Below are 20,011 nucleotides of genomic sequence, written 5' to 3'. Positions count from 1 at the left end.
CCCTCCGAAATGGTGATCAAGCAGTGGGCTGCGCTCGTGGCAGTGGCGCCAATCCCCAAGGCAGAACGCCAGCTTTACCTTATGCGTTCACAATCACCGGGAGATTTATTGCCCATGGCCGGCGTAGCCGGTACGGTTGGGCCGGGGGCATGCGGAGTATTGCATATGTACCGTGCCAAAATAGGGGCCTGCATTGCCGTGGCTGCCTTGTCAGCAGCGCCGAGCTATGCCGGACCAATTACCGATGGCTCAAACCTCTTTATTTTCGGGGGACGCTTTCAGGACGAGTGGGTCTGGGAAACTGCCGCGTTCTGGCGGCCCCATTATGAAGACAACTATTTCGTGGGGGCAGGCTACCAGACCTTTGTTGCCGACCTGCCGGCCAATTTCCACTTTGGCCTCGAGCTTGGGGTGGGGATGCGGGTGGGGCAGGAAGCATCAGCCGAGATCTGGACCGGGGTGGTGCTCAAGAACGATGGCGTGACCATCGGCGATGTCACCATCTCGCCAGCAATTACCGGCGGCATCTCGATGGTGTCCGACACTATCGGCGTTGAAAAGGAGCGGGCCGGCTGGATCGACCGGAACGTACCGGTGCTCTTTTATATGGGCCCGGAAATTGCCGTGTCGCATGCCGACTTCCCGGACCTCGAAATGTTTGCCCGCATTCATCACCGCTCGGGAGGGTATGGAGTGATCGCCGAGATCGACGGGTCAAACGCGGCGACGCTGGGCCTGCGCTTCAAGCTTTAGCCTCTTGGCGGAGCGATGAAGAGCCGACGTGGTGCGAGTCGGGGGCAGCCCGGCTGATTCCGCGCAGATTCGCCGCATTGGATGGCACGGCGACGGAAAATTCGGGCTTTCGTGACGGAAATGTCGATCCCGGATCGGCGGACCGGTTCTTTTTGTGTCCCACCGCCCGAGGTGAGCTGAGGTCATTGGCGTGAGGGTGCCGGCGTGTTGCGGCAAGCAATTTTGCCGACTGCAGCGCCTGGAAAGCAGCGCTACGGCTAGGGCTGTCTGATACGGCCCAAGAAAACGGCCGGCGGCTTGTTTGGCGCGGGCGTGTGCCAGCTGGCATTTTGTTTGGGCAGTTCATGCCGGCGCCGTCCCTCGCGCCAAGCTGCGGGAAGGTTTGTTTTGGGACATCCGGGGCTGATCTGCGGCGCCTTTTGCAGAGGGGTGACAGAAGGCCGGCGAGGCTCGGGTAGCGCGAGCGCAAAGTTATCCACAGCGCTGCAGGCCAAGCGAAATTTCTCGCCGAAACGGTTTTGGCTGCTTGACTTGGCAGGGGGCGCTGGGTACATCCACCACACGTTGCGCAGACAGACAGTTTGCCGCTGCGGGAGTAGCTCAGTTGGTTAGAGCGCCGGCCTGTCACGCCGGAGGTCGCGGGTTCGAGCCCCGTCTCTCGCGCCACCCTTCTTCTTGATCTTGTCGAGAATTTGGAAGGGGGCGCGTTGTGCGGGCAGGTGGCCCGATCCCCTTCATTACAGATATTCTCGGGCTTCTGCGACGCCTGGAATTTGTCTTTTTGGGCTGTGGTGCCTGCCTAGGCGCTGCGTTGCCGGCGTCGCGGTGGCTTGGCGCGGGGCAGGGACATGCCGTGCGCGGCCTTGAAGTCGGCCTGGGTCTTGCGCGAAATGTCGGAGCGCACCAGTGACAGTTCTTCGGCGACCATCGGATAGTTGTCGGGCAGGTTCCACATCGAGCGGTAGTGCTCGGGGGTGAGGCTGTGGAGCGAGCGCAGATGGTGCTTGAGGCTGCGCAGCTTTTTTCCGCAGACCATGCAGATGATGAAGTCGCGCTTGATGGATTGGTCGAACGGGACCGCGGGCTCGAGGCCCGAGATATTGCCACCCGGACCGCCGGCCGCAGCCACGATCTGGAGAATTTTGGCAAAGGCCGGCCCAACCTCCGCCAAAGCGGTGGGACTGCCAGCGAAATAGCCACTGGCAACGGTCGCGGCGGCTTGAAAGACCTGAGCTTTGGTGAGCGGTTCAGTCATGTTCATTCGGTGAGTTCACCGGCCCAGAATTGGCGTTTTTTCCGCGCTCACCCACTCCACAAAAGTCATTAGGTGATTAGCCAGCATAGCTGAGGCGAGGGAGCTTGGGTCCGGGGCGCTAGGCGGTGTTCTTGAGGTTGTCGCCGATCGTCACCCCAGGTGGCCAATCAGCAGCGGTACTGCTCGCAGAGCATCACCTCGGGCTTTGCCAGGCGTTCAATGGGTAGAAGTCCCTTTGATGCAGCCAGTGCGCTCCCCGGCGAAGGGAACCTGCTCGCGTGCAGGCAGTTCCTCAGGCCTGATTTGGAGAGCGGCATGAAGAACAAGTTCGAGTTATTGGCGCGGTGGGGATATGCGGCGCGCGGGATTGTTTATGTCCTGCTCGGCGGCTTGGCGCTCGCCAGCGCGTTCTATGGCGCAGGCCAGCAAGCCAGTAACGAGAATGCTTTGGGGAACCTCCTGGGCGCGCCCTTTGGGCGAGTGCTGCTGAGCGCAGTGGCGGTGGGCCTGTTTGGCTATGTGGCGTGGCGGCTGGCGCAGGCCTTTCTCGATGCCGATCACCACGGCAGCGATGCCAAGGGTCTGGGCGCCAGGGCCGCCAGCCTGATCAGCGCGGCGGGTAACGCTACATTGGCGATCGCCGCAGCAAGCCTCGCCCTGGGAGCGGGTGGGCAGGGCGGCTCCAACGGCGAAGACAGCATGACCGCCTGGTTGATGGGACAACCTTTCGGCCGCTGGCTGGTCGGCGCGGTGGGGATCGCCATCATTGGTGGCGGCTTGTTCCAGATTTGGCGCGGTTACTCCAAGAAGTACCAAGACCGCCTTTCCATTCCGGCCGAACATGCCGGCAAAATCCATGCAGTGAGCCTGTTCGGCCTAGCAGCGCGGGGCGTCCTGTTTGCAGTGGTGGGCGTATTGTTCGTGTTTGCCGCGCTGGCGGTCGATCCGCAGCAAGCTGGAAGCACAACCGAAGCACTCGATTATATCCGCCACCTGCCGTTCGGCCGCATTCTCTATGGTCTTGCTGCGCTGGGCCTCGTGGCGTTCGGGCTTTACGGTCTGGTGCAGGCGCGCTACCGGCGCATTGACGCGCCCGATCTCCGCCAGGCGGCCGCGGCCTTGACCTAGCCGGGCGGCAATTTCACCTTGTGGTGAGCCCCGTGAACTCTGGCGTGGCCGGCTCCATATTGTTGGGCAATGCGGCCCAGCCGCCCCGAGAGGATCATCCCGTGCCATCGAACCGTTCCGCTGCTGCCTTGCGTGCCTCTAGCTCAACCGGATTTTGGGCCACTCTCTTTATATTGCCCCTGCTAGCCCTGGCCTGGTTCTGCGCCCCGCTGATGGCGCAGGAAAAGGCCGTGGAGATTCCCCCACCTACGGTCGACTTGACCCAAACCGGCAACACCGCCGTGGCAGTCTTTGCTGGCGGCTGCTTTTGGGGGGTGCAGGGGGTGTTCCAGCACCTGGAGGGCGTTACCAAGGCTGTATCGGGATATTCCGGTGGCGCGGCTGAAACCGCGACCTATGATCTGACTAGCAGCGGGACCACGGGGCACGCCGAAGCGGTTGAGGTGACCTATGACCCTTCCGTGGTGAGCTATGGCGATCTGCTCCAGGTGTATTTCTCGGTTGCCCATAATCCGACGCAACTGAACTACCAGGGTCCCGATCACGGCACCCAGTATCGCTCGACCATCTTCGTGCAAAACCCTGAGCAGGAGCGAATCGCGGCTGCCTATATCAAACAGCTTGATGGTGCCGAACTGTTCGAAGGCCCGATCGTCACGACGCTGGAGCCCTTGATGGCGTTCTACCCGGCCGAGCAATATCACCAGGACTTTCTGACGCTCAATCCAACCTGGCCCTACATTGCGGTGCATGACCTACCCAAGATCACCGCGCTCAAGGCACTCTTTCCCGAGCGGTTCCGCGAGGAGCCCGTACTCGTGGGTACCCTATAAAGAGCACATTTGCCGGGCAGAGGAACTGCTGCGTGGCCGCCACGTTGGTTGGCCAGGCAAGGACGCACGCCATGGCCAGAACGGGAAAGCTAATTGTACCGGTGCTGCTGACCCTTCTCGGGGTGAGCGCAGCGCATGCGGCTGATCCGATCCTCGTGGAAACCAGCACCCCGGCCGCCTTGCCCTTATATGAAGAGGCTCCATTCGATTGGAGCGGCTTTTACGCTGGCATCTATGGTGGCGCGCGCGCCACCGGTTCGGACACCCAAGCCATGCTTGGCATCCAGGCTGGCGTCAATCTCCAGTTCGACTTCTATCTGGTGGGGGCGGAAGTTTCAGTGCAGGGGCTTTCCGGGGATGTGGGGGAAACCAGCTACGGGCAGATCCTGGGCCGCGCCGGCCTGATCGTCGCCGATGACGTGCTGGTTTATGCCGCCGGAGGCTATGGGATCGACTTGGGCGCGCCCGAACAAGAAGAGGTGCTGCTGGGTGGAGGCCTCGAGTTCGCGGTAAGCGAGAGCGTAACGGTCGAGGCGCAGTATCTACATGGGTTCCCGATCGCAGGAGAGGAATCAAGCGATCAGGTCACCCTCGGGGCGCGATTCCACTTCTGAGTGCCCCATTTGCTGGTGAGCGCGCGAATCTGCCTGCATTCTTCACAATTTGAGTCGCCAAGCTGCCTCGGTTGTGACACATTGCCGCCAGAATTCTTGCTGCCGCCTGCCCAATTGTATCAAACTGAGCCAAAAGCGCGGTATTCTGGCAACACCGACCCCCGAATGGTCACCAGGTGTTAGCTGCGGTGCCCTTTTTGCGTCACCATAGGGTTGCCTCGCGCATTGTAGTGAGGCATCTAAGCCGTCGACTACGGTTAACTCTATGGGAGTGCAAGATTATGTTTGTACGTTCGCTTACCCTCGGTGTCGCCGCTACGGCGCTCCTCGTTTCCGGCGCTTCGGCTGCCGACCTCATCATCCCAACCGCTCCAGAGCCAATCTATGAAGCTGCTGGCTTCAGCTGGGATGGCCTCTATGCTGGTATCGAAGCCGGCGGCATCTTTGCCGACGACGTCGACACGACCGGCCTGGTCGGTGGTATCGTTGGTGTGAACTTCACTGTTGCCGATCCGATCGTTGTCGGTATCGAGCTGCAGGCTGACTACCTGTTCCTGGACGGCGATGATGCCGGCCTGATCCTGGCTCTCGGCCGCGTTGGCGCCGTTGTGACCGACTCGGTCCTGGTCTACGCAGCTGGCGGCGTTGGCACCACTGTTGGTGGTGACGACGAAGAAGGCGTCTTCGCTCTCGGCGGTGGCGTTGAAGTTGCTCTGACCGACTCCGTGTCGCTGCGCGGTGAAGTTCTTGGTCTCGGCTCGCTCGACGACGACGATGATTCCAACGACGACTTCTTCAACGCTGCCAAGGCAACCGTTGGCGTGTTCTACCACTTCTAAGATCTGCAAGCTGGCAGGGCGGTGACGCCCTGCCAGCACAAACTTGCAAACCCAATTCGGCGAACCGCACCGCGGTTCGCCGTTTTGGTTTTAACAAGGTGTTAACACGATCTGCCACAGTGCGGCCTTAGTGCAACAGCTGCCAACAAGCGTTGCCCGGCCGGCCCAGAAGGCCACAATCGCCCTTGCGGCGAATCTGTACTTGCCCCACTACTCTCGTATTCTTCCTTGATATGGGGGCTTTAATGGCCATTCGTTCTCTTCTCCTTGGCGCTTCCATCGCCGTTGTTGCTTCGGTCGGCGCGCAGGCTGCCGATCTCATCATCCCAACCACCCCAGAGCCAATCTATGAAGCTGCCGGCTTCAGCTGGGATGGCCTTTATGCTGGTATCGAAGCCGGCGGCATCTTTGCCGACGACGTCGACACCACCGGCCTGGTCGGCGGTATCATCGGTGTGAACTTCACCGTTGCCGATCCGATCGTTGTCGGTATCGAGCTGCAGGCTGATTACCTGTTCCTGGACGGCGACGATGATGCCGGCCTGATCCTGGCCCTCGGTCGCGTTGGCGCTCTGCTGACCGACTCGGTCCTGATCTACGCAGCTGGTGGTCTCGGCTCCACCGTTGGTGGCGACGACGAACAGGGCGTCTATGCTCTCGGCGCTGGCGTTGAAGTTGCCCTGACCGACTCCGTGTCGCTCCGTGGTGAAGTTCTCGGCCTGGGCAACCTGGACGACGACGATGACATCGACGGCGACGACGACTTCTTCGCTGCTGGCAAGGCCACCGTTGGTGTGTTCTACCACTTCTAAGAATGCCGACTGTCTGATGACGGTCTAGTGTTGAGGCCCCGCATTGCGGGGCCTTTTCTTTTGCCTGCTCTGCACTAAATAAGCGGTCGAAACGTCGGCACGTCTGCTCGCCTATACATGATCTGTTAGATCAGATTTTCTTTCCCTTGAAACAACCGGGTGGAAGGTCTAAGCGGAGGCATCAATTTCGCCCCGCGTCGCTTGCCCCAATTGCTTGCGCTGCCGGCGCGTAAACCGACCGCCCGGTCGGGTCTAGAACACAGGCTGCCGCATGACTGAATTGCTCAGCAACTACCTGCCCATCGTGCTTTTTGTCGGTTTGGCTGGCTTGATCGCCATGTCACTGCTGATCGCGCCCTTCCTGATTGCAGTGAAGCGCCCCGATCCAGAAAAAGTATCGGCCTTTGAGGCGGGCTTTGATGCCTTTGACGACGCCCGCATGAAGTTCGATGTGCGATTCTATCTCGTCTCGATTCTCTTCATCATCTTCGATCTTGAAGTTGCGTTCCTGTTCCCCTGGGCGGTGGCTTTCCGGGATGTGGGTTGGTTCGGCTTCTGGTCGATGATGATCTTCCTGGGCGTTTTGACCGTCGGCTTCCTCTATGAATGGCGGAAAGGTGCACTTGAATGGGATTGAGTGAACAAAACAACGGCACGCTGGTGACGCCTCGTCCCAGTGCGCTGATCGACCCGCGCACCAACAAGCCGGCCGGCGCCGACGATCCGTTCTTCACGGATGTGACCGACGAGCTGGCCGACAAGGGCTTCCTGGTTTCCAGCGTTTCCCAGTTGATCAACTGGGCACGTACCGGCTCGCTGATGTGGATGCAGACGGGCCTGGCCTGCTGCGCCGTCGAGATGATGCAGATGTCGATGCCGCGCTATGACGTGGAGCGGTTCGGTACCGCACCGCGCGCGTCTCCACGCCAATCGGACGTGTTGATCGTGGCCGGCACGCTGACCAACAAGATGGCTCCGGCCCTGCGCAAGGTCTATGACCAGATGCCCGAGCCGCGCTATGTGATCTCCATGGGCTCCTGTGCCAATGGCGGCGGCTACTACCACTATTCCTATTCGGTGGTGCGTGGCTGCGATCGCATCCTGCCGGTCGACATCTATGTTCCTGGCTGCCCCCCCACCGCGGAGGCGCTTCTTTACGGCATTCTGCTGCTGCAAAAGAAGATCCGCCGCACCGGTACCATCGAGCGATAAGGTCTTTTGGGTATGGATGAGGCAATCCAGGTCGATCCACTTGCCGCCCTGGGCGAGCATGTAGCGCGCTCGCTTGGCGGCGCCGTGCTGGAGACCGCTATCGCTTTTGGCGAACTGACGGTTATGGTCGAGCGCGACTCGATTGTGGCGGTAGCTGAATTCTTGCGCACCGACCCGCAATGCCGGATGGTCAGCATCATCGACATTTGCGGCGCCGACTACCCCGAGCGTGAGGAACGCTTCGAGGTAGTGTACCACTTCCTCAGCCCCTATACGAATTTGCGCATCCGCGTGAAGCTGGCCGCCGACGACATCGTGCCGGTGCCCAGCATCACCGGCGTGTTCAAGGGTGCCGACTGGTTCGAGCGTGAAGCCTATGATCTTTACGGCGTGCTGTTCTCGGGCCATCCGGACCTGCGCCGCCTGCTGACTGACTACGGCTTTGACGGTCATCCCCTGCGCAAGGACTTCCCGCTCACGGGCTTCATCGAAGTTCGCTACGATGAGGAGCGCAAGCGGGTGGTCTATGAGCCGGTCCGGCTGCACCAGGAATTCCGCTCTTTCGATTACCTGTCGCCCTGGGAAGGCACCGATTACGTGCTGCCGGGCGACGAGAAGGCGAAGCAATGACTTTAGAAGCCGAAGTCCGCAATTTCACACTCAATTTCGGTCCCGTGCACCCTTCGGCGCACGGCGTGCTGCGCCTCATCCTTGAGCTTGATGGCGAAATCATCGAACGCGTGGACCCGCATGTTGGCCTCTTGCATCGCGGCACCGAAAAGCTGATCGAGCACAAGACCTATCTGCAGGCCGTGCCCTATTTCGATCGCCTCGACTATGTGGCGCCGATGAGCCAGGAGCACGCCTTCTGCCTTGCAGTGGAAAAGCTGCTCGGCATCGAAGTGCCGCGCCGCGCGCAACTGATCCGCGTCTTGTTCTGCGAAATCAGCCGTCTGCTGTCGCACCTGATGAACGTGACCACCCAGGCCATGGACGTCGGCGCACTTACCCCGCCGCTTTGGGGGTTCGAGCAGCGCGAACAGCTGATGATGTTTTATGAGCGCGCGTCGGGCAGTCGCCTGCACGCCGCTTATTTCCGCCCCGGTGGCGTGCACCAGGACCTGCCGCAGGACCTGATCGACGATATCGAGGCTTTTGCCACCAAGACCTTCCCTTCAGCGCTCGAGGATATCGGCACGCTGCTGACGGATAGCCGTATCTTCAAGCAGCGCAATGTCGATATCGGTGTCGTGTCGCTCGAGGATGCCTGGAACTGGGGTTTCTCGGGGATCATGGTGCGCAGCGCCGGGGCTGCCTGGGACCTGCGCAAGAGCCAGCCCTACGAGTGCTACGAAGAGCTCGAGTTCGACATTCCGATCGGCAAGAATGGCGATTGCTATGATCGCTACCTGATCCGCATGGAAGAAATGCGCCAGTCGACCTCGCTGATGAAGCAGTGCATCGATCGCCTTAATGCCCCCGAAGGCAAGGGTCCGATTGCTGCGCTCGACGGCAAGGTCGTGCCGCCCAAGCGCAGTGAGATGAAGCGGTCGATGGAAGCGCTGATTCATCACTTCAAGCTCTACACCGAGGGCTTCAAGGTGCCCGCCGGCGAGGTCTATGCCGCCGTGGAAGCGCCCAAGGGCGAGTTCGGCGTCTATCTGGTCTCGGATGGCACCAACAAGCCGTATCGCTGCAAGGTCCGGGCTCCCGGCTTTGCCCATCTTCAAGCCATGGATTTCCTGTGTCGCGGCCACATGCTAGCGGACGTTTCGGCGATCCTGGGCTCACTAGACATCGTCTTCGGAGAGGTTGATCGCTGATGGTTGCGCGTCGCCTTGCAGACGAGTCGGTTCAACCGGCTTCTTTCGCGTTCAATTCGGAAAACGCCCGCTGGGCGGAACGCACCATTGGCCTTTATCCCGAAGGACGCCAGCAATCGGCAGTGATTCCGCTGCTGATGCGGGCACAGGATCAGGATGGCTGGGTCACCCGGGCCATGATCGAGACGATCGCGGATATGCTTGGCATGGCCTATATCCGGGTGCTGGAAGTTGCGACTTTTTATACGCAGTTCCAACTGGCACCTGTCGGCACCCGCGCCCATATTCAGGTTTGCGGCACGACGCCCTGCATGCTGCGCGGTTCGGAAGCGCTGATTGAGGTGTGCAAAAGCAAGATCCATCCCGAACAGCGCCATACCAATGCGGATGGCACCATGTCCTGGGAAGAGGTCGAGTGCCTGGGCGCCTGCGTCAATGCTCCCATGGTCGCCATCTTCCACGACACCTACGAAGACCTGAGCCCAGAGCGCTTCGAAGAGATCGTCGATGCCTTTGCCGCGGGGCAGGGCGCCAGCATCAAGACGGGCACCCAGATCGAGCGGCTGAATTCCGCGGCCGAAGGCGGACGCACGACGCTCAACGAGCCACCGACCGCGAAGCGCGAAAAGTTCGTGCCGCCGGCGCCTCCGGCCGACGCTGCCGCACCGGCAGGTGCCGCGCCTGCTGCACCCAAGCCGGCAGCGCCCCAGGCGCCGACCACTGCGGCCAAGCCGCGTGATGTCAACGAAGACTCTGCACCTGCCTTCAAGGGACCGGCGCCCCAGGGCAAGGTTTCACAGGCCCATGCCGAAGCCGAGCGCAAGGAATTCGACCGCGAAGCCAATGCCGATGGCGAGCCCAACAAGGCGATGCGGCCTGACGCCACTGGCGCGGAAAGCGACGCCAGCAAGATCGACGGTGGCAAGGCTCCAGGCAAGGAAAGCCGCTCGGGCAGCAGCGATGGCGCCGCCGGCGGCGGTACGCAGCCAGATGCCCAAGAAGCGGAATCGACCTCCGGCAGCACGGTGGTCGACAGCAAGGAGTTGAGCGGGGAAGACGCGGCAGCCGTTGATGCTGCGGCCAAAAAGCCCGTTCGGCGCCGCAAGCCCAAAACCGAGGATTTGAAGCCGACCGTGGAACATGGCGGCGACATCTCCAACGACGACAAGTCGGAGTCATAATCGTGCTCGCTGACAAAGATCGCATTTTCACCAATCTCTATGGTCAGGGCGACTGGACACTGGCCGGTGCGCGCTCGCGCGGTGCCTGGGAAGGCACCCGCGAGTTCATCGATGCTGGCCGCGACTGGATCACCAACGAGGTCAAGGCTTCTGGCTTGCGCGGCCGCGGCGGGGCGGGGTTCCCGACGGCGCTGAAGTGGACCTTCATGCCCAAGGTGTCTGACGGGCGCCCACATTACCTGCTGGTCAATGCCGATGAATCCGAGCCCGGCACCTGCAAGGACCGCGATATTCTGCGCCATGATCCGCACCATCTGGTGGAGGGGTGCCTTCTGGCGGCCCGCGCCATGGATGCGCACCTGGCCTTTATCTATGTGCGCGGCGAATTCATCCGCGAGCGGCAGCACCTGGAGCAGGCCGTTCAGGAGGCCTATGACGCCAAGCTGATCGGCAAGAACAACATCCATGGCTGGGACCTGGACATCATCGTCCATCACGGCGCGGGCGCCTATATCTGCGGCGAAGAAACTGCGCTGATGGAATCGCTGGAAGGCAAGAAGGGCCAGCCCCGGCTCAAGCCGCCATTCCCCGCCGGCATGGGCGTTTACGGCAACCCGACCACGGTCAACAATGTCGAGTCCATCGCCGTTGTGCCCGAAATCCTGCGTCGTTCGGGCGCTTGGTTCGCTTCTATCGGCCGCGCCAACAATACCGGCACCAAGCTGATGTGCGTTTCGGGCCACGTCAACAAGCCCGCGACCTTCGAGGAAGCCCTTGGCTGCACCTTCGAAGAAATCATCGAAAAGCATTGCGGCGGTATTCGCGGCGGGTGGGACAATCTGCTCGCCGTGATCCCCGGCGGCTCGTCCGTGCCTTGCGTGCCCGGCGAAAAGATCCGCCATGCCATCTTTGACTTCGATGGCCTGCGTGAAGTGGGCGGCTCGCTCGGCACCGCCGGCATCATCGTGATGGACAAGTCGACGGATATCATCAAAGCCATCTGGCGCCTTGCCGCTTTCTACAAGCACGAAAGCTGCGGCCAGTGCACGCCCTGCCGCGAAGGCACCGGCTGGATGATGCGCGTCATGGATCGCATGGTCGAAGGTCGCGCCCAGAAGCGCGAGATCGACATGCTGTTCGAGGTAACCAAGCAGATCGAAGGCCATACCATCTGCGCGCTTGGCGACGCTGCGGCCTGGCCGATCCAGGGCCTGATCCGCAACTTCCGCCATGTAATCGAAGAGCGGATCGACCAGTATACATATTCATCCACCTCCGACGGCGCGGTGCCGTCGATCGCGGCGGAGTAGGGCCCGATGGCAAATATCAAGGTCGACGGCCAGCTCGTCGAAGTTCCCGATCACTTCACCCTGATGCAGGCTGCCGAAGCGGCCGGCGCCGAAATTCCGCGCTTTTGTTACCATGAGCGCCTGTCGGTGGCCGGCAACTGCCGCATGTGCCTGGTCGAGGTGAAGGGCGGCCCCCCCAAGCCCCAGGCCTCTTGCGCCATGGCGGTGAAGGACCTGCGTCCCGGCCCCAATGGCGAGCCGCCCGAAATGTTCACCAACACGCCAATGGTGAAGAAGGCCCGCGAAGGCGTGATGGAATTCCTGCTGATCAACCATCCGCTCGACTGCCCGATCTGCGATCAGGGCGGTGAATGCGATCTGCAGGACCAGGCCATGGCCTATGGCGTGGACAAGAACCGCTTTGCCGAAAACAAGCGCGCGGTCGAGGACAAGTATCTTGGGCCGCTGGTCAAGACCTCGATGAACCGCTGCATCCATTGCACGCGCTGCGTCCGCTTCACCACCGAAGTGGCCGGCATTGCCGAGATGGGCCTGCTGGGTCGCGGTGAGGACGCGGAGATCACCTCCTATCTGGAAAAGGCGCTGTCGAGCGAGTTGCAGGGCAATGTGGTTGACCTGTGCCCGGTAGGCGCACTGACCTCCAAGCCCTATGCCTTCTCGTTCCGTCCATGGGAATTGAGCAAGACCGAGAGCATCGATGTCATGGATGCGCTCGGTTCGGCCATCCGCGTCGATAGCCGTGGTCGCGAAGTGATGCGCATCCTGCCGCGCGTCAACGAGGCGATCAACGAAGAGTGGATTTCCGACAAGACCCGCTATGTGTGGGATGGGCTCAAGTCCCAGCGCCTTGACCGCCCCTATGTCCGGCGCAACCGCAAGCTCGCGCCGACCACTTGGGAAGACGCGTTCGCGACCGTTGCCAAGGCCGTCAAGAAGCCTGGCGTGCGCATCGGCGCCATTGCCGGCGACCTTGCGGGCGTTGAGGAAATGTTTGCGCTCAAGACGCTGTTGGCCTCGCTGGGCTCGAGCAATATCGATGCGCGCCCGGTTGGCTCGGCCCTGAGCCCTGCCGGCGGTCGCGCCAGCTATGTGTTCAATCCCACCATTGCCGGGATCGAGCAGGCTGACGCCATTCTCCTCGTCGGCACCAATCCGCGCCGTGAAGCGGCTGTGCTCAATGCCCGCATCCGCAAGGTGTGGCGCGCCACCGGCCTGCCGATCGGCGTGATCGGGGAAGCCGCTGACCTGACCTATACCTACGAGCATCTCGGTTCGGGCAACAACACGCTGCTAGACCTGGCTGCGGGCCTCGGCTCCTTCGCCGATACCTGGAAGCAGGCCAAGCGACCGCTCGTGATCGTGGGCGACGGCGCTGCCACGGGCGATGTCCTGGCTGCGGCCGCACAATTGGCGACCGGCAATCCGGAACTGGCCGAAGGCTGGAACGGGTTTGCCGTGCTCCACAATGCAGCAGCTCGCGTCGGGGCTCTCGATATCGGATTCGTGCCCGCCAAAGGTTCTGCCGATACGGCGGCCATGCTGGCGGGCGGCGTTGACGTGTTGTTCCTGCTGGGCGCCGATGAATACGACCTCACAGGTCTTGGCGACACCTTGGTGGTGTATCTGGGCACCCATGGCGACAATGGCGCTCACCGCGCCGACGTCATCCTGCCTGGCGCCGCCTATACCGAAAAGAGCGCCACCTATGTAAACACCGAAGGGCGCGTGCAGGTCACGACCCGGGCCGTGTTCCCACCCGGCGAGGCCAAGGAAGACTGGGCCATCCTCCGGGCGCTTTCGGCAGTTGCCGGCGTGACCCTGCCATTCAACTCGCTGCCGCAGCTGCGCGCCGCGCTTTATGCTGAATACCCGCATCTCGCCCGGATCGATGATGTTGCGCCCATTAAGCTCGCCGACATCACCAAACTGGCCAAGGGCTCGACGCGCGGCAAGAAGCTTAGCTTTGCTTCTCCGGTCAGTGATTTTTATCTCAGCAACCCGATCGCGCGCGCCTCGGCAACCATGGGCGAATGCGCTGCCATGGCTGCCGGCCTGCGTCAGGCAGCGGAGTAGGGGAGCGCTATGGACTCTGTTATGGCCGTTCTTGACTACCTGCTTGGCGTGCCCTTCCTCGGGGGCACCCAGGTTGGCTTCGTGTATAAGGGCCTGCTGCTCCTCGTCACCCTGCTGATCTTCACCGCCTTTATCCTGCTTGCCGACCGCAAGATCTGGGCGGCCGTGCAGATCCGCCGTGGCCCCAATGTCGTGGGCCCGTTTGGCCTGCTGCAGAGCTTTGCCGACCTGCTCAAATTCGTGTTCAAGGAACCCATCCTGCCCGCCGGGTCGGACAAGCTCATGTTCCTTTTGGCGCCGCTGATCACTGCGACCCTGTCGCTTTCGGCCTGGGTGGTTATTCCCATCAGCCCTGGCTGGGCGATCGCCGACATCAATGTGGGCATTCTTTATGTGCTCGCAATCTCGTCCCTCGGCGTTTACGGCGTGATCATCGGCGGCTGGGCCTCGAACTCGAAATACCCGTTCCTGGGCGCGCTGCGCTCGGCGGCACAGATGGTCAGCTACGAAGTCTCGATCGGCCTCGTGATCATCACCGTGCTGCTCTGCGTGGGTTCGCTCAACCTGACCGATATCGTGCAGGCGCAGTATGAGATGGGCCTGGCGCACATGATCGGACTGCCCTGGCTGACCTTCCTCAACTGGTTCTGGCTGCCGCTGTTCCCGATGTTCATCGTGTTCATGATTTCGGCTCTAGCCGAAACCAACCGCCCGCCATTTGACCTGCCCGAAGCAGAGTCGGAACTGGTGGCCGGCTTCATGGTGGAATATTCCTCCACGCCTTACCTGTTGTTCATGCTGGGCGAGTATATCGCCATCATCCTGATGTGCGCGCTGATGACCATCATGTTCATGGGCGGCTGGACATCGCCGATCGACCTGCCGCCTTTCACCTGGATCCCGGGTGCGGTGTGGTTCGTGCTGAAGGTGTGTTTCTTCTTCTTCTTTTACGCCATGACCAAATCCATCGTGCCGCGCTACCGCTATGACCAGTTGATGCGCCTGGGCTGGAAGATCTTCCTGCCGCTCTCGTTGGTTTCGGTCATTGTTCTCGCATTCGTCCTGCAGCTGACTGGCTGGGGCTGGCATGGAGGGGTTGCCTGATGCACGCCCTGAGATTTGTAAATTCGCTGCTGCTGAAGGAGTTCGTGACGGGGTTCTTCCTTGCCATGCGCTACTTCTTCACGCCCAAGCCGACGGTGAACTACCCGTTCGAAAAGAACCCGGTGAGCCCGCGCTTCCGTGGTGAGCATGCCCTTCGGCGCTACCCCAATGGGGAAGAGCGCTGCATTGCCTGCAAGCTGTGTGAAGCGGTGTGTCCGGCACAGGCCATTACCATCGAAGCTGGCCCCCGCCAGAATGACGGCACCCGGCGCACGGTGCGCTACGACATCGACATGGTGAAGTGCATTTATTGCGGCTTCTGCCAGGAAGCCTGCCCGGTAGATGCGATCGTTGAAGGCCCCAATTTCGAGTTCGCCACCGAAACGCGTGAGGAGCTTTACTTCTCCAAGGAGCGTCTGCTGGCCAATGGCGACCGCTGGGAGCGCGAAATTGCTCACAACATCGCCACCGACGCACCTTATCGCTGAAGGAAGACCGGATGAGCCTTCCCCTGTTCTTTTTCTATCTCTTCTCGGTCGTGGCGATCGCTTCGGCGTTCATGGTCGTGTCCTCGCGCAATCCCGTGCACGCGGTGCTGTTTTTGATCGTGGTGTTCGTCAACGCTGCAGGGCTGTTCATGCTGGCCGGCGCCGAGTTCCTCGCTCTGATCCTGATCGTGGTTTATGTCGGCGCTGTGGCAGTGCTGTTCCTGTTTGTCGTCATGATGCTGGACGTTGACTTCAAGGACCTGCGCCGCGGCTCGCTGCAATATGCACCGATCGGCGTCCTGGTGGGGATCGTATTGCTGCTCGAGCTCCTGCTCGTGGCCGGCAGCTCCTGGATCGCACCAGAAGCAGGTGGAATTGGCGCCTTGCCGATCGACGCGGGCGTTGAAAATACGCGCGCATTAGGGCAGGTGCTTTATACGCGCTACGTGTTCCTGTTCCAGGGCGCGGCCGCGATTCTGCTGGTGGCAATGATCGGTGCGATTGTGCTGACGTTGCGCCACAAGCCCGGCATCAAGCGCCAGGATCCGTCGGTGCAGGTCAATCGGCAGCCGGCAGACACGCTGGAAGTCGTCAAAGTCAAAAGCGGTCAAGGGCTGTAGGAGTAATCATGGGCTTGGCAATCGGCCTCGGTCACTACCTGACCGTCGCGGCAATCCTGTTCACGCTGGGCGTGTTCGGCATTTTCCTCAACCGCCGCAACATCATCGTTATTCTGATGTCGATCGAGTTGATCCTCCTGGCGGTCAACCTCAACCTCGTGGCCTTCAGCGCGCATCTGGGCGACCTGCAGGGGCAGGTCTTTGCGCTGTTGATCCTGACGGTGGCGGCTGCCGAGGCGGCAATTGGCCTCGCCATTCTCGTAATTTTCTACCGCAATCTCGGCTCGATTGCGGTTGAAGACGTCAACCAGATGAAGGGCTAAGCAGCACCGCTATGATCCAAGCGATTGTTTTCCTGCCCCTCGCGGGCGCCCTCATTGCCGGCCTGCTGGGCCGTATTATCGGCCATCGGCCGAGCGAATTCATCACCACCGGCTTGCTGATCATTGCCGCAGTGCTGAGCTGGATCGTCTTCCTGCCCATCGCCTTTGGCGGCGGGCTGGTTGGAGCCGAGATTGCCGAAGGCAGCCACGCCGCGGTGCTCAAGGTCGACCTGATGCGCTGGATTCAGGTCGGCAGCATGAACATGCACTGGACGCTGCGCGTCGACACGCTCACGGCTATCATGTTGGTGGTCGTCACCACCGTTTCCAGCCTCGTGCACGTTTATTCGATTGGTTACATGGCCGAGGATCCGCATCGCTCGCGCTTCTTCGCCTATCTGTCGCTCTTTACCTTCGCCATGCTGATGCTGGTGACCGCCGACAACTTCCTCCAGATGTTCTTCGGTTGGGAAGGCGTGGGCCTCGCCTCCTATCTGCTGATCGGCTTCTGGTACACCCGTCCGTCGGCCAATGCTGCCGCCATGAAGGCTTTCATCGTCAACCGCGTAGGCGACTTTGGCTTCATGCTCGGCATCTTTGGCGCCTTCATGGTGCTCGGCCATCTCGACTTTGACAGCGCGTTCCATGCTGCCCCAGAGGCAGCCGAAGCGAGCATGCGGTTCCTGAACTGGGACCTGCATGCGATGACGGTGATCTGCCTGTTGTTGTTCATGGGTGCCATGGGCAAGTCGGCGCAGTTCCTGCTCCACACCTGGCTGCCCGACGCCATGGAAGGCCCAACGCCCGTGTCTGCGCTGATCCATGCCGCGACCATGGTGACGGCCGGCGTGTTCATGGTTGCACGGCTGTCGCCGCTATTCGAAACCTCGCCGACGGCACTGACCTTCATCATCGTCATCGGCGCGATCACCGCGTTCTTTGCCGCGACGGTCGGTCTGGTGCAGAACGACATCAAGCGCGTGATCGCTTATTCCACCTGTTCGCAGCTGGGCTACATGTTCGTGGCGCTGGGGACGGGGGCTTATACGGCCGGCGTGTTCCACCTCTTCACGCACGCCTTCTTCAAGGCATTGCTGTTCCTGGGTGCGGGCGCCGTGATCCACGCCATGCATCACGAGCAGGACATGCGCAACATGGGTGGCCTCGCCAAGAAGATCCCGATCACCTATGCCATGATGCTGATCGGCACCCTGGCGCTGACGGGTGTGGGTATTCCGGGAACCGAGTTCATCGGCTTTGCCGGGTTCTTCTCCAAGGACTCCATCATCGAGGCGGCTTACGCCTATGGCGGCAATGTGGGCTCGATGGCCTTCTGGCTGCTGGTGATCGCGGCCGTGTTCACGAGCTTTTACTCGTGGCGCCTCATTCACCTGACCTTCCACGGCTCGCCCCGCGATGCCCAGCATGCGCTGACGGCTCATCCCGAGCCAGAGCATAGCGACCCCGAAACCCATCATGAGCCGGCGACGGCCAGCGATGCGCATGCTGCCCATGACGATCATGCTCATGGTCATCACGGCAGCGCCTATGACAATGCCCATGAAGCACCCAATGTCATGCTGGTGCCGCTATATGTGCTCGCAGTTGGCGCAGTGTTCTCGGGTGCGGTGTTCTACGGCATGTTCTTCCATGACGTGGGCCATATCGAACACTTCTTCGCCGGCTCGGTCGTTATTGAGCCTGAGATCATCGAGGCTGCGCACCATGTGCCATTGTGGGTGAAGTGGTCAGCCACTTTCGCGATGATCATTGGGTTTGTGACGGCCTGGTATATGTATATCCGCTCGCCTGAAACCCCACGCCGGCTCGCTGAGACCAATCCTGGCCTCTACAAGTTCCTGCTCAACAAGTGGTACTTCGACGAGCTCTACAACACGATCTTCGTGCGTCCTGCCTTGTGGATCGGCCGCGCGCTTTGGCATGGCTTTGATGACTGGTTGATCGATGCCAAGCTGACCGAAGGTGTTGGACGGCGGGTCAACAACGTCACCTCATGGGTCGTCAAGCTCCAGTCCGGCTATCTCTACCACTACGCCTTTGTGATGCTGATCGGCATTGCGGCGCTTTTGACCTGGGCCATTGCGGCCGGGGGACTGATCTGATGACCTTCGCCAACACTATCCTGACGATCCTGACTTTCCTGCCGCTTTTTGGCGCAGTGGCGATCCTCTTCATGCCCAGGACGGCGTTCGACGCGATCCGCTGGACCGCATTGGCGACCACGGTGGTGACCTTCGTGCTGTCGCTGTGGATGTGGTCGATGTTCGACCCGGCAAATCCCGGTTTCCAGTTCGTCGTCGACCGCCCTTGGATTGGCGATAATATCGGTTACCGCGTAGGCGTGGACGGCATCTCGGTGCTGTTTGTGGTGCTCTCGGCATTGTTGATGCCGTTCTGCATCCTGGCCAGCTGGGAGTCTATTTCCTTCCGGGTGAAGGAATATATGAGCATCTTCCTCGTGCTCGAGATGCTGATGATCGGCGTTTTCACCACGCTCGATCTAGCCATGTTCTATGTGTTCTTCGAAGGCACCTTGCTGCCGATGTTCCTGATCATCGGCATTTGGGGCGGCAAGCGCCGGATCCAGGCCAGCTACAAGTTCTTCTTTTACACCTTTGTCGGCTCGGTGCTGATGCTGCTGGCCATGATGGCCATGTATTGGAGTGCCGGCACAACCAATATCGCGCGCCTGTTGACCCATGATTTCCCCATCGAAATGCAGCCCTGGCTGTGGTGGGCGTTCTTCGCTTCGCTCGCGGTCAAGATGCCGATGTGGCCGTTTCACCGCTGGCTGCCCGAAGCGCACGTCGAAGCGCCGACCGCTGGCTCGGTGATCCTTGCGGCAATCCTGCTCAAGCTGGGTGGCTATGGCTTCCTGCGCTTCTCGCTGCCCATGTTCCCCGATGCTTCGGCACAGTTTGCCAATGTCATCTTCGTGCTGTCGGTGGCGGCTATCATCATCACTTCGCTGATCGCCCTCGTGCAGCAGGACATCAAGAAGCTGATCGCCTATTCGTCTGTGGCCCATATGGGCTTTGTGACGATGGGTATTTTTGCCGGCAACCAGTTCGGCATCCAGGGCGGCATCTTCCAGATGCTCTCGCACGGCGTGGTCTCGGGTGCCTTGTTCCTGTCGGTTGGCGTCATCTATGACCGGCTGCATACGCGCGACATTGCCGCTTATGGTGGACTGGTTTCGCCCATGCCGCGCTATGCCGTGGCGTTCATGGTCTTCACCATGGCCAATGTCGGCCTTCCCGGCACGTCCGGCTTTGTCGGCGAGTTCCTGACCATGATGGGCGCTTTCCAGGTCAATACCTGGGTGGCGTTCTTCGCGGCCTTCGGCATTATCCTGTCGGCTTCCTATGCGCTGTGGCTCTATCGACGTGTGATCTTTGGTGCGTTCACCAAGGAAACGCTGCGGGGTATGCTCGACCTCAACCTGCGCGAAAAACTGACGCTTTACCCATTGATCGCGCTGATCATCTTCTTCGGCTTCTATCCGGCACCCATTCTCGATACTACCGCGGCCGCGGTCGACAATCTGGTTGCCCACTATTCCGCCTCGATCGGCGCTGCTGCGCCGGCCGAAGTGGCTGTTGCCCACTAGGAGGGGAACCCC

The 20,011-nt window shown here is 61.0% G+C and carries 20 protein-coding genes and 1 tRNA gene; 20 read left to right on the top strand and 1 reads right to left on the bottom strand.

All coding sequences use genetic code 11. The features are described 5' to 3' along the window. Positions 1-165: 165 nt before the first annotated feature. Both AC3YOG_RS07410 and AC3YOG_RS07405 read left to right on the top strand, forming a co-directional pair. Positions 166-753, top strand: a complete 588-nt coding sequence (locus AC3YOG_RS07410; RefSeq protein WP_489934648.1) for a hypothetical protein — start codon at positions 166-168, stop codon at positions 751-753. 589 nt (positions 754-1,342) lie between these two features. Beyond that, positions 1,343-1,419, top strand: a tRNA-Asp gene (locus tag AC3YOG_RS07405). A 133-nt stretch (positions 1,420-1,552) separates the two neighbouring features. Here the strand turns inward: AC3YOG_RS07405 and AC3YOG_RS07400 are convergent. Then, the gene (locus tag AC3YOG_RS07400) at positions 1,553-2,008 is read right to left on the bottom strand and encodes a MucR family transcriptional regulator (RefSeq protein ID WP_206524712.1); all 456 of its coding nucleotides are present in this window, start codon (positions 2,006-2,008) and stop codon (positions 1,553-1,555) included. 315 nt (positions 2,009-2,323) lie between these two features. On the opposite strand from AC3YOG_RS07400, the gene AC3YOG_RS07395 reads away from it, so the two are divergent. The 18 genes from AC3YOG_RS07395 (at position 2,324) to AC3YOG_RS07310 (ending at position 19,999) form a co-directional block, all read left to right on the top strand. Next, entirely contained in the window at positions 2,324-3,136 is an 813-nt protein-coding gene (locus AC3YOG_RS07395; RefSeq protein WP_172123301.1) for a DUF1206 domain-containing protein, read from the top strand. 173 nt (positions 3,137-3,309) lie between these two features. Next, positions 3,310-3,969, top strand: a complete 660-nt coding sequence (gene msrA, locus AC3YOG_RS07390; RefSeq protein WP_248306965.1) for a peptide-methionine (S)-S-oxide reductase MsrA — start codon at positions 3,310-3,312, stop codon at positions 3,967-3,969. Between the two features lie 71 nt (positions 3,970-4,040). Further along, positions 4,041-4,583 carry an outer membrane protein gene (locus AC3YOG_RS07385; protein WP_489934647.1) on the top strand — a complete coding sequence of 181 codons (543 nt, stop codon included), beginning with the start codon at positions 4,041-4,043 and terminating at the stop codon, positions 4,581-4,583. A 281-nt stretch (positions 4,584-4,864) separates the two neighbouring features. Beyond that, positions 4,865-5,422, top strand: coding sequence for an outer membrane protein (locus tag AC3YOG_RS07380; protein ID WP_127753037.1), 558 nt, complete (start codon positions 4,865-4,867; stop codon positions 5,420-5,422). A gap of 245 nt (positions 5,423-5,667) precedes the next feature. Then, complete coding sequence (locus AC3YOG_RS07375) at positions 5,668-6,234, top strand: outer membrane protein (RefSeq protein ID WP_489934646.1); 567 nt, start codon at positions 5,668-5,670, stop codon at positions 6,232-6,234. Between the two features lie 271 nt (positions 6,235-6,505). Then, positions 6,506-6,871: an NADH-quinone oxidoreductase subunit A gene (locus AC3YOG_RS07370; RefSeq protein ID WP_127753039.1), complete on the top strand. Its 366-nt coding sequence runs from the start codon at positions 6,506-6,508 to the stop codon at positions 6,869-6,871. Next, on the top strand, positions 6,862-7,446 hold the full coding sequence (locus tag AC3YOG_RS07365) for a NuoB/complex I 20 kDa subunit family protein (protein ID WP_489934645.1): 585 nt from the start codon (positions 6,862-6,864) through the stop codon (positions 7,444-7,446). Before AC3YOG_RS07370 ends, AC3YOG_RS07365 begins: the two co-directional genes overlap by 10 nt. Positions 7,447-7,458: 12 nt before the next feature. Then, complete coding sequence (locus AC3YOG_RS07360) at positions 7,459-8,076, top strand: NADH-quinone oxidoreductase subunit C (protein WP_489934644.1); 618 nt, start codon at positions 7,459-7,461, stop codon at positions 8,074-8,076. Next, on the top strand, positions 8,073-9,269 hold the full coding sequence (locus AC3YOG_RS07355; RefSeq protein ID WP_127753042.1) for an NADH-quinone oxidoreductase subunit D: 1,197 nt from the start codon (positions 8,073-8,075) through the stop codon (positions 9,267-9,269). Before AC3YOG_RS07360 ends, AC3YOG_RS07355 begins: the two co-directional genes overlap by 4 nt. After that, positions 9,269-10,450, top strand: a complete 1,182-nt coding sequence (gene nuoE / locus AC3YOG_RS07350) for an NADH-quinone oxidoreductase subunit NuoE (protein WP_489934643.1) — start codon at positions 9,269-9,271, stop codon at positions 10,448-10,450. Before AC3YOG_RS07355 ends, nuoE begins: the two co-directional genes overlap by 1 nt. Positions 10,451-10,452: 2 nt before the next feature. After that, the gene (gene nuoF / locus AC3YOG_RS07345) at positions 10,453-11,760 is read left to right on the top strand and encodes an NADH-quinone oxidoreductase subunit NuoF (RefSeq protein ID WP_489934642.1); all 1,308 of its coding nucleotides are present in this window, start codon (positions 10,453-10,455) and stop codon (positions 11,758-11,760) included. Between the two features lie 6 nt (positions 11,761-11,766). Further along, entirely contained in the window at positions 11,767-13,833 is a 2,067-nt protein-coding gene (gene nuoG, locus AC3YOG_RS07340) for an NADH-quinone oxidoreductase subunit NuoG (RefSeq protein ID WP_489934641.1), read from the top strand. 21 nt (positions 13,834-13,854) lie between these two features. Then, positions 13,855-14,937, top strand: a complete 1,083-nt coding sequence (gene nuoH / locus AC3YOG_RS07335; protein ID WP_248305287.1) for an NADH-quinone oxidoreductase subunit NuoH — start codon at positions 13,855-13,857, stop codon at positions 14,935-14,937. Beyond that, positions 14,937-15,425, top strand: coding sequence for an NADH-quinone oxidoreductase subunit NuoI (nuoI, locus tag AC3YOG_RS07330; protein ID WP_127753047.1), 489 nt, complete (start codon positions 14,937-14,939; stop codon positions 15,423-15,425). Before nuoH ends, nuoI begins: the two co-directional genes overlap by 1 nt. Positions 15,426-15,436: 11 nt before the next feature. Then, positions 15,437-16,045, top strand: coding sequence for an NADH-quinone oxidoreductase subunit J (locus AC3YOG_RS07325; protein ID WP_127753048.1), 609 nt, complete (start codon positions 15,437-15,439; stop codon positions 16,043-16,045). 14 nt (positions 16,046-16,059) lie between these two features. After that, positions 16,060-16,368 (top strand): NADH-quinone oxidoreductase subunit NuoK, encoded by a 309-nt coding sequence (gene nuoK / locus AC3YOG_RS07320; protein ID WP_127755220.1) that lies wholly within the window; start codon positions 16,060-16,062, stop codon positions 16,366-16,368. 11 nt (positions 16,369-16,379) lie between these two features. After that, positions 16,380-18,491: an NADH-quinone oxidoreductase subunit L gene (nuoL, locus tag AC3YOG_RS07315; RefSeq protein WP_489889932.1), complete on the top strand. Its 2,112-nt coding sequence runs from the start codon at positions 16,380-16,382 to the stop codon at positions 18,489-18,491. Continuing rightward, complete coding sequence (locus AC3YOG_RS07310) at positions 18,491-19,999, top strand: NADH-quinone oxidoreductase subunit M (protein WP_489934640.1); 1,509 nt, start codon at positions 18,491-18,493, stop codon at positions 19,997-19,999. The genes nuoL and AC3YOG_RS07310 overlap by 1 nt, the downstream gene beginning before the upstream one ends. Positions 20,000-20,011 lie beyond the last annotated feature (12 nt).

It is taken from the genome of Devosia sp. Z6_126 (assembly GCF_058133495.1).
This window is presented reverse-complemented; position numbering and strand designations above follow the sequence as displayed.